At 66.9% G+C, this 13,392-nt stretch carries 13 protein-coding genes; 5 read left to right on the forward strand and 8 right to left on the reverse strand.

Annotation, left to right across the window (positions count from 1 at the left end; all coding sequences use genetic code 11):
• Window positions 1–18: 18 nt before the first annotated feature.
• The gene (locus tag QF037_RS29040; RefSeq protein ID WP_307030160.1) at window positions 19–594 is read left to right on the forward strand and encodes a hypothetical protein; all 576 of its coding nucleotides are present in this window, start codon (window positions 19–21) and stop codon (window positions 592–594) included.
• Here QF037_RS29040 and QF037_RS29045 read toward each other — a convergent pair.
• Together QF037_RS29045 and QF037_RS29050 are read right to left on the reverse strand one after the other, a co-directional pair.
• Window positions 587–793 (reverse strand): DUF397 domain-containing protein, encoded by a 207-nt coding sequence (locus QF037_RS29045; RefSeq protein WP_307030161.1) that lies wholly within the window; start codon window positions 791–793, stop codon window positions 587–589. The two genes, QF037_RS29040 and QF037_RS29045, sit on opposite strands and share 8 nt — an antisense overlap.
• On the reverse strand, window positions 790–1,638 hold the full coding sequence (locus QF037_RS29050) for a helix-turn-helix domain-containing protein (protein WP_307030163.1): 849 nt from the start codon (window positions 1,636–1,638) through the stop codon (window positions 790–792). The genes QF037_RS29045 and QF037_RS29050 overlap by 4 nt, the downstream gene beginning before the upstream one ends.
• Before the next feature lie 189 nt (window positions 1,639–1,827).
• On the opposite strand from QF037_RS29050, the gene QF037_RS29055 reads away from it, so the two are divergent.
• A complete protein-coding gene (locus QF037_RS29055; protein WP_307030165.1) occupies window positions 1,828–2,412 on the forward strand; it encodes an ATP-binding protein in 585 nt (194 codons plus the stop codon).
• Window positions 2,413–2,420: 8 nt separating this feature from the next.
• On the opposite strand, the gene QF037_RS29060 is transcribed toward QF037_RS29055, so the two are convergent.
• Window positions 2,421–5,504 (reverse strand): DUF3427 domain-containing protein, encoded by a 3,084-nt coding sequence (locus QF037_RS29060; RefSeq protein ID WP_307037418.1) that lies wholly within the window; start codon window positions 5,502–5,504, stop codon window positions 2,421–2,423.
• A 302-nt stretch (window positions 5,505–5,806) separates the two neighbouring features.
• Window positions 5,807–6,823 carry an SEC-C domain-containing protein gene (locus QF037_RS29065; protein WP_307030167.1) on the reverse strand — a complete coding sequence of 339 codons (1,017 nt, stop codon included), beginning with the start codon at window positions 6,821–6,823 and terminating at the stop codon, window positions 5,807–5,809.
• A 179-nt stretch (window positions 6,824–7,002) separates the two neighbouring features.
• Here QF037_RS29065 and QF037_RS29070 point away from each other — a divergent pair, with 179 nt between their 5' ends.
• Window positions 7,003–7,785 carry a hypothetical protein gene (locus QF037_RS29070; RefSeq protein WP_307030169.1) on the forward strand — a complete coding sequence of 261 codons (783 nt, stop codon included), beginning with the start codon at window positions 7,003–7,005 and terminating at the stop codon, window positions 7,783–7,785.
• Window positions 7,786–7,826: 41 nt separating this feature from the next.
• Here the strand turns inward: QF037_RS29070 and QF037_RS29075 are convergent, their stop codons facing one another.
• Both QF037_RS29075 and QF037_RS29080 read right to left on the reverse strand, forming a co-directional pair.
• Entirely contained in the window at window positions 7,827–9,299 is a 1,473-nt protein-coding gene (locus QF037_RS29075; protein ID WP_307030171.1) for a beta-1,6-galactanase, read from the reverse strand.
• A 231-nt stretch (window positions 9,300–9,530) separates the two neighbouring features.
• A complete protein-coding gene (locus tag QF037_RS29080) occupies window positions 9,531–9,968 on the reverse strand; it encodes a DUF3592 domain-containing protein (protein WP_307030173.1) in 438 nt (145 codons plus the stop codon).
• A gap of 96 nt (window positions 9,969–10,064) precedes the next feature.
• Between QF037_RS29080 and QF037_RS29085 the strand changes: the two genes are divergently transcribed.
• The gene (locus tag QF037_RS29085) at window positions 10,065–10,832 is read left to right on the forward strand and encodes a class E sortase (protein ID WP_307030175.1); all 768 of its coding nucleotides are present in this window, start codon (window positions 10,065–10,067) and stop codon (window positions 10,830–10,832) included.
• On the opposite strand, the gene QF037_RS29090 is transcribed toward QF037_RS29085, so the two are convergent.
• Together QF037_RS29090 and QF037_RS29095 are read right to left on the reverse strand one after the other, a co-directional pair.
• Entirely contained in the window at window positions 10,829–11,197 is a 369-nt protein-coding gene (locus QF037_RS29090) for a hypothetical protein (RefSeq protein ID WP_307030177.1), read from the reverse strand. The two genes, QF037_RS29085 and QF037_RS29090, sit on opposite strands and share 4 nt — an antisense overlap.
• A gap of 96 nt (window positions 11,198–11,293) precedes the next feature.
• Window positions 11,294–12,742, reverse strand: a complete 1,449-nt coding sequence (locus tag QF037_RS29095; protein WP_307030179.1) for an MFS transporter — start codon at window positions 12,740–12,742, stop codon at window positions 11,294–11,296.
• A gap of 69 nt (window positions 12,743–12,811) precedes the next feature.
• On the opposite strand from QF037_RS29095, the gene QF037_RS29100 reads away from it, so the two are divergent.
• The gene (locus tag QF037_RS29100; protein WP_307030180.1) at window positions 12,812–13,339 is read left to right on the forward strand and encodes a winged helix-turn-helix transcriptional regulator; all 528 of its coding nucleotides are present in this window, start codon (window positions 12,812–12,814) and stop codon (window positions 13,337–13,339) included.
• Window positions 13,340–13,392: the final 53 nt, after the last annotated feature.

Consider the following 13,392-nt stretch of genomic DNA (forward strand, 5'->3'; position numbering starts at 1 on the left):
CCAGGCGAGGATGGCGCGATGAGTGACTCGACGGGGACGGTCATCGCGGCTGTAATCGCCTTCGCAGCCGCGGTCATCGGTGCTGTCATCGCCGGGATGTACGCCAAGCGTGGGGCCGAAGCCGGTGGGCGTAAGGCAGTTGAGGCAGCGTTGGCGCAGGTGCATGGGCAGGCGGCGGCAGAACATTGGCAGTGGGTGCGTAGCCAGCGCCACCAGGCGTTTTCTGCTCTCCTTACGGCCTATGCGGCCTTGGATGAAGTGCTGGTGCGTATCGCGCCTGAAGTGCGAGGTGGGGTCGGACTTGATGAGACCGCTGGGCGTGAGTTTCGAGAGCGCACTGTTGACCTTAAGGCGAAAACAAGCCAACTGGCTCTTTGGGGTCCCAGTGAGGCTTACGAGCTCGCTCATGCCGTAACGCGGAAGTCGATGGCAGTGGTGGGCGCTTTGACGCAGGCGGCTGGCGCGAGTGCCGTAGGCCTGGACGTGGAATGGTCCAGTTTTGACCAGGCTAGAGGTGAGATGACCCAGGCCTACGCCGCTTTCCTACACAGGGCCGGAGAAATTATTCGTGATCCATTGCAGCCGGTCAGCTAGTGACATCTCCCACGCGGACTGTCAGAGCCTGTATGAAATTCTGCCAGGTAGTCGCGCTCAACGTGAGTTGTGGCCCTGAGGCGACTTTAGAGTCGCGCACCGTGACTGCTGCAGTGACCGTCGCAACTTCCAAGCACTCACCCCCCATGCCATTGCTGTAGCTGCTCCTGCGCCACTGGATGCTCGACGGCGGCGTCATCGGGAGGGCTCCTCCAAGCGTCTGGTGATCAGTAGGGCCGATCGCTGCGGGCTGAGAGCCAAGGCTCTGAGATGGTCGAATGCCTTCGTGTAGAGGGCCACGTCCTTGTGCTCTTCGAGGTAGACCGAGTCGCTGAGCCCTTCTCGGTAGACCAAGTCCGGGTCCTCCTGCTCCGGGAAGCCGAGGACCGTGAACGACCCCGTGGTGGGGTAGGCGCCCGCATTGAACGGCAGGACCTGAACGGTCACGTTCTTCAACTTCTGCATTTCCAGCATACGTTCGAGTTGGTGAGTCATGACCTGGCTGCTGCCGACCGTGTGGAGCAGAGCACTCTGGTGGACGACCGCCCACAGGTCGGGCGCGTCCTCGCTGGTGAGCAGTTCTTGGCGGCGCATCCGGACGTCGACCATGCGCTGAATGTCCTCGGGAGTGTGGTCGACCCATGCGCGACTCAGCTCAGCCGCATACTCGCCAGTTTGCAGGAGGCCCGGGATGAACTCGGCTTGGTAGGTGTGCAGATGAGATGCGGCCTGTTCGAGGCCGACGTACACCGAAAACCACGTGGGGATCGCGTCGCCGTGCGCGTGCCACCAGCCCTTTGTCTTGGACTCCTTCGCCAGAGACTTCAAGAGTTCGCGCAGTTCCTCGGAGGCGCTGTAGAAGCGGCACAGGCCGTCAACGTCTGAGGGCTGAACTCGTCCCTGCCCCGTCTCCATCCGACTGACCTTGGAACTGCTCCAGTCCAGTGCCTTGCCTACCTGGCTACAGGTCAGGCCACTCTCTTCGCGCAGCCGCTTGAGCTCGATTGCAAGACGGCGGCGTCTAGCCGTGGGAGATCCGGCCACAGCAACTCCTCGTGAAATAGCGGATGTTCCATCCCATCGGAAGAGAGGCGAAAGTCCAATCACTCTAAGGAGGGAATCCCTTCGTGCATGTTGCACGGCGGGACGGTCGCTGCGAATCTCTCACTGAGAGTCATCAGAGCGTGCACAGCGCGCAACGCAGCGTGTGGGAGGCGGTCGAAGGTGATCTACGTGAGCGAAGGTGTGGGACGAGAGCCCTGGGTGCACCTGTTCACTGCTCAGCCGAGTGAACTCGCCGAGCTGAGAAGGACGTTGCGGATCCGGCTCATCCTGTGGGGACTTCACGCTCACGTTGATGTGGCACAGCTCTGCGTATCAGAGCTGGTCACCAACGTCATCCGGCACGTCGGGGAAGGAACTCCCGTGACGCTGCGCATGGCGCTTCGCGAGCCGTATCTGCGCCTGGAGGTTGAGGACCCCGATATGCGCGCACTGCCCACTTTGCTCGCTGCGGGTGCAGGGATGGAATCGGGCCGCGGAGTGGCTCTCGTCGACATCCTGTCGGATCACCGTTGGGGGGTTTTCCTTCAAGGCGACTCGAAGGTGGTGTGGTGCGAACTTGCTACCGCCGATGTCCCTGCCGCCTGTGCCCTGCCCAGCGGCAGCAGTGCGCTGAGGGCGGTAGCCGCAGAAGAGGCCGCTATCGGGGTCATGGTCGACTTGTTGCACTGGCTCCATGCATGCGGCTATGACCCCGACGACGTGCTCGACCGGGCGCAGACTCACTTTGAGGCAGCGCTCGGCGAGGTCGTCTGAGGTGAGGCCTAGCCCGACGTGATGCCCGAGTACGACCACACATCCGCAGGCAGTTCCTGATGTAGTTGCCAGGTGATGGCCATGGGCTTGCTGCCCTCGTGCCGGAGAAAGGTTGCTGGCCCGAGCAGCATCCAAGGTTGGGCCTTGCCGATGTCGGTGTCCTTGTAGCGCCGCATGAACATCAGCACATGGCTTCCCCGTTGCTGGTGCTGCCGGTAGCGCAACCCTGTGGGGGAAGTGTCTGCGGTGGTGCTCTGTGACTCCCAGTGGAACAGCGAGGGGCTGAGCGCGTAATCCTTGTATCGAATGGTGGGCGAAAAATCCTTCTCGTTCTTCTCGAGAGTGATCAGCAGGGCATCCGTCTGATTCTGCTCGTCCCACAGGACACCCTGTGCAAAGGAGCCAGGCATCTGACCACCGAGGCGGGCGACCCCAAGCGCGGCCAGGATCTCAGAGCGGTTGTATGCACTGTGGATCTTCAAGGGGATGTGGGCATGCGGACCTTCTAGCGGGATGGGGAAGTGATCGGCTCGCCCCATCACGTGATCAATTGCCTGCCGTAGTTCGTCACGCAGGGCTCGCTGCGCACGGAGCGATTCGAGTCCCTGTGCGTAGGAGGTGAACCCACCAGCTTTGTCCCAGAGATTGAAGAAGAGCATCCGTGCGTATGTCTTGTCCCTCGGGTTCAGCGACTCGTATGTCGGTGCGTCATCGCTCAGCAAGCGGGTGTACGTTTCGGCGCGCTCGAGGTCATCGACGTGCAAGAACGCATGCACGCGTTTCAACAGGTCTTCCTCACCCGGCTGTTCAGGATGGTCGGTCAGACCAGCGCGTCGCAGGACGGACGTCCAGGAGTTGTGCGACTTGTACAGCTCCCTGATCTCGCGACGACTCTCCCTGAGGTAATCCGCGAGGAGCGGCGTATCGAAGGCCTTGGCTTCCTTAGCGAGGGTTTGGACGGTCGCCTTGATCTGGGTGCGGATGTTGTTCAGCACCAGTTCCTTGGACTTGCCTTCAAGGATGATCTGGCAGCCCGAGGGCAGCAGAGGAAAGTCATGCTCGGCATGCTCAAGGAGCCGGTTACGCGACAGGTTGGTCATCGCGCGGAACTGCTCCTCGAACCGGAACTCGGCTCGATGCTGACCGATGAAGTCGAGCACAGTGAGTACCGGCTTGTCGGGCGTGCGGCGTAGGCCTCGGCCGAGTTGCTGGAGGAAGACAGTGGCGCTGCTCGTCGGACGAAGGAGGAGCAACGTATCGACGTCGGGGATATCCAAGCCCTCATTGAAGAGGTCCACGGAGAAGATGACTTGGATCTCGCCGGCCTTGAGCTGGGACAGTACCCGGTCACGGACTTCGGGTTTCGACGCGCTGTCCAAGGCCTCGGCTTTGAACCCTGCATCCCGAAAGCGCTGCGCCATGAAGTGGGCGTGCTTTCTGCTGACGCAGAATCCGAGCGCCCGCATGCTCATCGGATCGGACGCCTTGTCCCGGACCTGCTTGATGACGATGCGGGCCCGGGCGTGATCGGCAGAGAACAAGTCGCCGAGTTGGCTCTGGTCGTATGTCCCACAACGCCAGTTGAGTCGAGTGAGGTCCGTACCGTCAGGCACGCCGAAGTAGTGGAACGGACAGAGGAGGTCGTTGTCGAGGGCCTCCCACAGTCGCATCTCAGCGGCGATTCGCCCATCGAAGAACTCGTCCTGGACGTTAAGCCCATCCGCGCGCTCGGGAGTGGCGGTGAGACCGAGGAGTTGCTTCGGCTTGAAGTGGTTGAGCACGCGGCGATAGGTGGCAGCCGTGGCGTGATGGAACTCGTCGATGACGATGATGTCGAAGTGTTCCGGATCGAACTGGTCGAGTCGCTGGTCGGTGAGCGATTGCACACTCGCAAAGACATGCTTCCAGTCGCGCGGTAGTTCGCCGGTGTAGAGGGCTTCCCCGAAGGATGCGTCATCGAGTACCTCGCGGTACATGCGCAGCGACTGCTTCAGGATTTCTTTGCGGTGTGCCACGAAAAGGAGCCGCGGGCACTGCTTCCCACCGCCCTGCCTGAAGAGGTTGCGGTAGTCAAGGGCGGCCATGACGGTCTTGCCCGTACCGGTCGCGGCGACAAGCAAGTTGCGCTGGCGACCGCGGACCTCGCGTTCGACGTGTAGCCGCTCCAACATGTCGGCCTGGTAGGGGTGCGGCCGAACCTCTAGACCGGAGAGGGTGATCTTGGAGTCTTGGTTGGACGGCGACCCGCCCGCCAGGCCCAGTGCTTCGTCCAACTTCCGGGCGTCGTGATCCGGGTCGTAGGGCTCAAAAGCGATGTCGTTCCAGTACGCGTCGAAGGTCGCCTCGAATTTGTTGAGCACCGCCGGAGTAGCCACGGAGGACAGCCGCACGTTCCACTCCAGGCCGTCGAGTAGAGCGGCCTTGGACAGGTTGGAACTGCCCACGTACGCCGTGTCAAAGCCACTCTCGCGTCGAAACAGCCAGGCCTTCGCATGAAGGCGTGTCGAGCGGATCTCGTAGTTGACCTTGACCTGAGCACCAAAGTCGCGGACGAGTCGGTCAAGTGCATGGCGATCAGTAGCGCCGATATACGTGGTGGTGATGACTCGGATGGGAACGCCACGTTCCGCCGCGGCGCGGAGCGAGTCTTCGAGTACGCGCAGCCCGTACCACTTCACGAACGCGCAGAGCAGATCGATACGGTCCGCCGTGGCCAGCTCAGCTCGCAGCTCACTGCCGAGGTTCGGGTCCTCGGGAGCATTGGTGATGAGGGCGGTCTCCGAAAGAGGCGTGAGCGGGCGTACCGCGTAGACGCCGGGTGCCTCTTTCTCAGCCAGTGCGAGGAGTTGGCGAGGTCCATCGGCGATCAACTCGACGGCATCACTGTTTCCGAGGTCGTCAGGATCGGATACGAGTGACTCGATGATTTGGTTGGCTACGGCGACACGCTTGTCGTGGGGCAGCTGGCTGAGCCGCTGTCTCACAGCACGACTGATATGCCGGGCGAGTACATGGGGTGACGATTCTTCGCTGACATCGTCATCGATGGCCTTCCAACCCGCTGCGTTCAACTGCTCTATCTGCGCCTGCATGCGCTGGGTGACGAGTTCCTCGTAAACACCCGCGACAGGCTGCGACAGATCCCCCGGCTGAGCCACGCTGATTTCCCCCACCCCTCATGTGGACCCTCACACACAGCAGTGGTTCTGTTGTAGCAGGTGAGGTTGATGGTCCTGTGGGCAACCGTGACTTCGCGCTCGGTACGACCTGGGCGGAGTGGACCACGGGCCCCTCGCGGCGTGGATGATCCTCAAGCCGGTGCCCAGCCAGACGGCGGCGAAGAGTAACGCGACCGAAAAGCCTGGCTGGGACATGTCCGGCCCCCACGGCTCCGCTATTCCTGCGTACCGTGGCACTCCCCATAAACCCGCCCCGACCCACACCAGCAAACCGCCCCCCGCTGCGGAGGCCAAGCCACCGCGCGCCCCCGGGCCGCCAGGGTCGTCGCGTACTGCGGCAGCAGCGCCCCGTCGCCGGGTGACGCGCCCTCCGACGCCGCGAAGGCCTCGTACGACGGGACGGTGCCCGTGACGATGCCCAGGTTCGGGGTGCCGGAGGCGGCCAGCTCCCGCAGGGAGGCCTCTATGGTCGCGAGGTGTTCTTCGTGGGAGGGGTACTCCTCCGCCAGCGTCGGATACGCCGTGACCAGTTCCGTCAGTTCGGCCGACGGCCAGTGCAGGACCGCCACCGGGAACGGGCGGGACAGGGCCTCCCTGAACGTGCCCAGCTCTGCCCGCAGACGGGAGATCTCCGCCGCCAGTTCCGTCGGGTTGTCCGAGCCCAGGGACCAGACGCGCTTCGGGTCGTGCAGCTCGTCCAACGGCACCGGCGACGTGTGGAGGGTGTCCGCGAGCATGTCCCAGTCGTCGTGGCCCGCGCCCAGCATGCGGCGGACCCGGTGGCGGCCGAACAGCAGGGGATGCGTGGAGTACGGGGGCTCCTGCACGTCCGCCAGGAGCAGGCGGGTGCCCTCGGTGAACGTCTCCTGGGCCGCCTCCAGCTCGTCGTGGGCCTCCAGGGCCTCCGCCACGATCACCCAGGGCGCCGGGTCCCGCGGTGACGCCGCCCGGACGCCCTCGATGATGGCGCGGGCCTCTGCCTCATGGCCGTACTCCCAGAGGTTCGACGCCTTGAGGGCGCGTACCAGGAAGGGGTTCTCCAGGGCGGTCTGCGATGCCAGCAGGCTGTCGTAGAGGGCGGTCGCCGCGGGGCGGTCGCCGGCCAGTTCCAGGTGGGCCGCGGCCTGCAGGAGCAGGGCTTCGGCGTCCTCGGGATACAGGCCGGCGGTTCGCTCCAGGCGTGCCGCTTCGGCGGTGTGGTCGACGTTCTCGGCAGGCGTGTCGGGGCGCATGGGGGACACCGTACTGCCGATGGCTCAATGAGGAGAGATATACGCAGGCCAGGACACTCGGCGGAGCCCTGGCCCGCCCTGTCGGCCGCCGGAGTGGATGAAGATGGTGGGCAACGACGACGGCGACGGCGACACCACAGCAACGGCAACACCACGGCACAGCGATACGGGGGCTTGTGATGACGGTGACCGGAATAGATACGACTCCGCGGTCCTCGATACGGGCGCGACTCATGGGCGTCCTGCTCGTCCTGCTGTCCGTTGTCCCGGCCGTGGGCGGCTGGCTGGTGTTCTCCGCCTGGCTGCCCTCCGACGTCGAGAGGTATCAGGACTACCGGGCCGCCGAGCCGTGCCCGGACCGATCGGCGGCAAGGGCGGCGGCAGAGGACTGCCTGCTCACGGTCGCCCTCACCGTCGAGCGCACGAGGAACGAGCCGGGCAAGAGAAGCGGCAGCTACACCGCGACCTTGGACGGCGCCCCCGTCTGGAGCGGAACCGTGTCCTTCGGTGATCCGGACCCGGTGCTGGAGCGGCTCGTACCGGGCGACCGGATCACCGGCACCCTCTGGCGGGGCGAGGTCATGACGGTGGGCAAGGGGGAGCTACGGCAGAACACCTCCGACGCGCCACGCGACGAGCCCCAGATGACGTACGCCATCGGCACGTTCCTGGGACTGCTCGCGGCGCTGGGGCTCGGGTTCGGCGCGGTGCGGATCGCCCGGCCCCTCGGTCACGAGCCGTTCACCTGGCGGCCGTTGGGGAAGACGCTGCTAATCGTCATGACGGTCGCCTGTGCGGGCGTGGGGTTGCCGGCCGTGTGGATCGGCGTTCCGTCGTGGATCGTGCCCGTCGTCGTCGTACCGATCGTCGCGGTCACGGCCTGGCAGCTCCACCAGCACGTGCGCCAGACCGCGGCCCGCGACCGCTCGCCCTCGTCGACGGAGCCGACGGAGCCGGCCTGATCAGCCGGCTCCGCCCCGGTGATCCGCCCCGGCCCGCTCCCTCAGATCGTCACCCCGTCGATCTGAATCGTCTGCACCGCCTTCGCCGCGAACGGCACCGCCACCGACTTCCCGCTCAGATACCTGTCCGAGTACGACCGGTACGCGTCACCGCCCGTCGTCACCGTGTTCCAGCGCGGGACCAGGCCGCCGGTCCCGCCCGTCACCGTCGTGAAGCGCGACAGGTCGAACGTCAGGGTCTGGGCCGAGGTCGAGGTGTTGAGGGCGACGATGACGAGCCGCTTCGCCGTCGCGTCGTATGCCGCCGTCGCATAGCTCACGCCCGTGTCCAGGATCCGCATGCCGGGGCGGATGTGGCGGCTGAACTGGGCCAGCACGTAGTACTTCCGCTCGATCGCGCCCGCCTTCAGGGTGTTCGCGTCGTACTTGATCACGCCCCAGCCCGCGCTCGGGTCCATGACCTGCCAGTAGACCCAGGCCGTCGGGTGCAGCCAGCGGAAGTCGTACAGGAGGTTGAAGGCCATGTTGTACCCGGTGCCGTCGCTGTCGCCGGTCTCCGAGTTCCACAGTTTCTTGCCGGCTGTCGTCACCACGTCCGTGTAGAGCTGGTCCCTGCGGCCGGCGGAGCCCTGGTAGCCGTGCACGTTGACCTGGTTGACGTACCCCTTCGTCGTGGAGCTGAAGGAGTTCCAGGTGGTGCGGGCGAGGTCGTAGCTCGTCTCGTCCGAGGCCGAGATCCGCACGCTCGTCAGCCCTCGGCTGTTCAACTCGCTGCGCATGTACGGCAGTACGGCGGCCTGGACCGTCGAGTCCATGTGGCAGCCCTCCTGGGTGCCGGTGGCGGTCCACCAGGACGACGAGGGCTCGTTGAAGGGGTCGACCGTCGCGAAGTTCACGCCCCAGTTGTTCTTGGCGCGGAGGGCGACGGCGGCGAGGTGGGAGGCGTGCTGGCGGTAGTTCCAGGTCTGGAGGTTGTTGCCGCCGCCCGAGGCGCCCGAGGGGTTGTGGTTGGAGCACATCCACCACATCGGCGAGTTGGCGAACAGCTCCGTCGTCGCGCCGCGCGCCACCGCCTTCGTCAGCATCGCGCGCTGGGTGGCGTCCGCGGTCCAGTCCCAGGCGGAGGAGGTGGGGTCCTCGTTGTTCCAGTCCTGCCAGTAGCCCTCGATCTGCTTGAACGCGGGGATGTTGGCGGAGGCCACCATCGACTGCCCGCCGACGGTGTTCCAGCTGCATGCGCCCAGGTTGTAGCGGGCGATGTTCATACCGAGGCCGGGGAGCGAAGTGCCGTTGTAGGTCGTCGACTTGGTGGTGAAGAAGAGGTCGGCGAAGTCGTCCCTCGCGCCGAACACGTTCGCCCACCAGGCGAGGGAGGTGCCCCAGCCCTCCCAAGTGCCGTACGACGTGCCGGGGGTGACGGCGATCGTGGCGTCCGCGCGTGCGGTGCCCGTCGCCAGGGCGCTGCCGAGGAGGGTGCCTCCTGCGGCTGTCAGCAGCGTTCTGCGTCGGATCATGGCTGTCCTGTCCGCCTCTCCGTGGGGCTCGACCGCCTGTCCCTGAACGGGCGGCCGGGCTGAAGACGTAGTGGCTCGCCCATCGCGCCCCCCGCGTGCCATCACGAAGCATCGAGTGTGGTGTGCGGGGTTGTCGAGATGCGTGACAGCGCTTTCTTTCTATCCGGCTTTCTATTTTTCCAACGGTTGTCAGAAGGGGCAGCGGTTAGTGAGCGCGGTGGATACCGGCGGTCAGTAGTGATACGTCGGCAGCAGCGTCGCGATCCGTATCAGCACCGCCGCCAGCGCGCCCACCCACAGCAGTACGCCCAGCCACATCCCGAACACCGCCGTCCTGTAACGCTCCGGGGTGTCCAGCGCCGCCGTGCCGGGGACACCCGGCGGGTGGATGATGCGGACCACCGCGCCTTCCGACAGCCGGTGCGCGCCCGGTCCCGAGGCGACGACCGCGTGCTCCTGCTGCTCGCCGTGCTCGTCGGTCCAGCGCACCACCGGATGCAGGGAGGGATACGTCCCCTCCCGAGACGCGGTGTGACCCGTCACGACCGCCTCCGCACGGCGGCCGATGCGGCGCAGCACATGCTCGGTGAGGGCGATCCGTGCCTCGTACGCCGTGAGGACGAGGCCGCCGAGGAACGGGACCAGGGTGAGGAGCCAGTACTTGCTCATGGCCGACGAGCTTATGGGGCTGGTCACTTGAGGTGGCAGCGCTTATCGTGCGGGCCCGGTGAAGGCGGCGTGCACAGGCGGAGGGCGGTGTACGGCATGCGGGTTCCCGTGGTGGGGCACGAGACCCGGCGTCGGCGTGTCCGTCGCCGGCGCGCGCTGTGGACGGGCGGCGAACTCCTGGTCACCGTAGGGGTCGTACTTCTGCTGCTCGTCGTCCATCAGCTGTGGTGGACCAACCGGGAGGCACGGCGGGGCGCCGAGCGGAAGGTGGAGGCGCTGGAGCGGGAGTGGGACACCGGGCGGGAGCCGGACATCGCACCCAGCCCGCGGAGCACGGACACCCCGAACACCGATACCGGCACCCTCAGTCGGCAGCCGCAACAGTCCACCACCCGCTCCCGACAACCCAGTTGGTCCCAGGCCTACGCCATCCTCACCATCCCCCGCCTCGGCCTCCGCGTCCCCGTCGCCGAGGGCGTCGGCAAGCAGGACGTCCTCAACAAGGGGTACGTCGGCCACTACCCCGGCACCCAACAGCCTGGCCAGGCAGGCAACTTCGCCCTCGCCGGGCACCGCAACACCCACGGCGAGCCCTTCCGGTACATCAACCGGCTCGCGCCCGAGGACACGCTCCAGGTCGAGACCGAGGACGCCGTCTACACGTACGCCGTGGACACGACCCTCGGCCAGACCTCGGCCCGCGACTCGGGAGTGCTCCGAAAGATCCCCCGCTCGACGGTCCACCCCACCCGCGGCTACACCGCGCCCGGCTACTTCATCACCCTGACCACCTGCACCCCGGAGTACACCTCCCGATACCGCCTGGTGGTCTGGGGCAAGCTGGTCTCGATGCGCCCCCGTTAGGACATGCGCCGCGCGCCACTCCTCAACGCGGGATGAACCCACGTGCGCAGCGCGCCGGGGACGTACTGCTGACTCGGCTGGTCTTCGGGAGGTCCAACGACTGGGCCCACACTCTGTACGACTGCGTTCCGGCCGAGGAGTGGAACGTTCGGAGCTCGCGGCCGGAACCGCGTGCGCAGCTGCTGGAGCCGGGCGAACTTGGTGATCTCCGTGGCGCTGTCGGAGGCGTAACCCCCTGCTTCCATCGCGACAGCCGCCGCCTGCTGGCTCATGCCGAAGCGCAGTGGGCCGACCCGTTCGAGCGGGGCGTAGTCCCACTGCGCTCGGTCGGACTCGGCGACCACGGCCCAAGGGTCCGGCCACATGGCGAGCACCTGCTGTCGGACAAAGGCGCCGCTGACCCGATCGGCGGCGCCGACCGGCATGATCCACCAGCCAGCCCCCGGGCCCGCCCCTCACCCTCATCCCCGCTCCCGCAGCACCCCCACCACACCCCCCGCCACCACGGCCAGCCCCGCCGACACCGCCATCGCGACATCCGCGCCCCGGGCCAGGCCTCCGTCCGAAGAGGTCGCGAGGGCGATCGTCAGGGCGACCCCCGCGCAGGACCCGATGTACCGGAGGGTCTGCTGGGCTCCCGATCCCATCGCCGCCCGCTGGGCGGGCACCGACTCCACGGCGAGCAGCGGCAACGCGGCGTTCAGTAGACCGCTGCCCACTCCCGCCACGACCAGGCCGGGGAGCAGGCGGGTCCAGGAGCCGGAGCTGACCGAGCCCAGCATGGTCAGGACGCCGGCCGCGTGGAGCAGGAAACCGAGGGCGAGTTGCAGCCGCGGGGATACCCGGCCGGACAGTCGGCGTGCCTGGAGTGCCACGGCGAAGGAGAGCCCCGACCAGAGCAGGAACAGCCAGGCGGTGTCCATCGCCGACAGTCCCATCGTCTGCTGGAGCAGGGCCGGCAGGAAGCTGAACAGCCCGATCACCGCGAGCCCCGTGAAGAGCCCGCCCGCGGAGGAGGCGAGGAAACCGGGGCGGCGGAGCAGACCCAGGTCGATCATCGGGGCCGCCGCGCGCCGCTCGACCACGACGAAGAGGGCCAGCAGCACCAGCGAGACCAGCAGCAACAGCCCCACCGGAGCCCGCAGCCAGCCGTCCCGGCCCAGTGTCAGGGCCGCGACCAGGGCGACCAGGGCCGACCCGAAGGTCACGGCTCCGCCGAGGTCTGGGCGGCGGCCACGCGGGGCGAGGGACGCGTGCCGGTCCACCGACGGCCGTTCCTCCGCCACGAGGTCCGGCGCCGCCCTCCTTTCCTCTACATGCGGCAACGCGCGCGCCGACACGGCCCCCACGACCACGGCGGCGGCGCCGAGCGCGACGTACGACAACCGCCAACTCGGCATGGCACCGGTCACGATCGGCCCCACCGCGATCCCGCCGCTCACGAACGCGCCCCACACCCCGGTCGCCCGCAGCCGCCCGGCCGGTGTCGGGAAGGCGTGGGCGATCAGGCCGAGGCTGCTCGCGAGGAGGGCCGCGCTGGCGGCGCCCTGGGCGATGCGGGCCAGGGTGAACAGCCAGGTGTTGGAGGCGAAGGCGCCGAGGATCGTGGTGAGGCCGAGCGCGAGGGTGCCGGCGACGAAGACCCGGCGGCGGCCGTAGTCGTCGGCGAGGCTGCCGGCGACCAGGAGGAGGGCGGCGAGACCGAGCGGAGTGCCGTTCAGGAGCCAGGCCTGGGCGGAGAGCGGGGTGTGCAGGGCGGCGGCGATGTCGGGGAGCGTGACCATCGGCGCGGTGTACGTCATCAGGGCCACGGCGGTGGCGGCGCTGGTCAGGGCGAGGGTGGGCCCGGCGGGTGGGAGGGGCGCCGGAGTCGGCACCTTGGTGATGGTTCGTTCACTGAACCTAGTCATACGGAGTACCGTAACAGGGTCGGTTCGGTGACTGAACCAATCGCTCGCAAAGTGGCTAAGGTGGACGGCATGGCACTGGGCAAGGACTACGCGACACAGGAGTGCTCGATCGCCCGCGCGCTGGAGATCGTCGGCGAGCGCTGGACGCTCCTCGTCGTCCGCGACGCCCTCTACGGCGTACGGCGCTACAACGACTTCCTCGGCCACCTCGGCATCCCCCGCGCCGTCCTCGCCGCCCGCCTCCAGATGCTCACCGAGGAGGGCGTCCTGGAGAAGCGCCGGTACCAGGAGTCGCCGCCGCGCGACGAGTACGTCCTGACCGACCGCGGTATCGAGCTGTGGCCCGTGGTGCGCTCACTCGGGCGGTGGGGCCGCGAGCACTACGACAAGACGGTGCTGCGCGCCTTCCGGCACACGGAGTGCGGCACCGAACTCGGCCCGTACGGCGAGTGCCCCGCCTGCGCGTCCGTCGTACCGCCCGCCGACATCCTCATGATTCCGGGCCCCGGACTCGATCCGGACCCGGTGGATCCGGTCAGCCGGGCTCTGCTGAAGCCCAAGCGGCTGTTGGAGCCTGTAGTGACCGATCAGGTATAACCGACACAGGTACGAATAACGTACGTCGTCCGGTGAGCGAGGGGAGGGGTGGC

Origin of the sequence: Streptomyces canus (genome assembly GCF_030815415.1) — a bacterium.
Classification (GTDB): Bacteria; Actinomycetota; Actinomycetes; order Streptomycetales; family Streptomycetaceae; genus Streptomyces; species Streptomyces canus_F.

Excerpts from the sequence above, each read along its gene's own strand:
- QF037_RS29040 (WP_307030160.1), top strand. The coding sequence starts at position 19 with ATGAGTGACTCGACGGGGACGGTCATCGCGGCTGTAATCGCCTTCGCA.
- QF037_RS29045 (WP_307030161.1), bottom strand. The coding sequence starts at position 793 with ATGACGCCGCCGTCGAGCATCCAGTGGCGCAGGAGCAGCTACAGCAAT.
- QF037_RS29060 (WP_307037418.1), bottom strand. The coding sequence starts at position 5,504 with ATGCAGGCGCAGATAGAGCAGTTGAACGCAGCGGGTTGGAAGGCCATC.
- QF037_RS29065 (WP_307030167.1), bottom strand. The coding sequence starts at position 6,823 with ATGCGCCCCGACACGCCTGCCGAGAACGTCGACCACACCGCCGAAGCG.
- QF037_RS29070 (WP_307030169.1), top strand. The coding sequence starts at position 7,003 with ATGACGGTGACCGGAATAGATACGACTCCGCGGTCCTCGATACGGGCG.
- QF037_RS29075 (WP_307030171.1), bottom strand. The coding sequence starts at position 9,299 with ATGATCCGACGCAGAACGCTGCTGACAGCCGCAGGAGGCACCCTCCTC.
- QF037_RS29080 (WP_307030173.1), bottom strand. The coding sequence starts at position 9,968 with ATGAGCAAGTACTGGCTCCTCACCCTGGTCCCGTTCCTCGGCGGCCTC.
- QF037_RS29085 (WP_307030175.1), top strand. The coding sequence starts at position 10,065 with ATGCGGGTTCCCGTGGTGGGGCACGAGACCCGGCGTCGGCGTGTCCGT.
- QF037_RS29090 (WP_307030177.1), bottom strand. The coding sequence starts at position 11,197 with ATGTGGCCGGACCCTTGGGCCGTGGTCGCCGAGTCCGACCGAGCGCAG.
- QF037_RS29095 (WP_307030179.1), bottom strand. The coding sequence starts at position 12,742 with ATGACTAGGTTCAGTGAACGAACCATCACCAAGGTGCCGACTCCGGCG.
- QF037_RS29100 (WP_307030180.1), top strand. The coding sequence starts at position 12,812 with ATGGCACTGGGCAAGGACTACGCGACACAGGAGTGCTCGATCGCCCGC.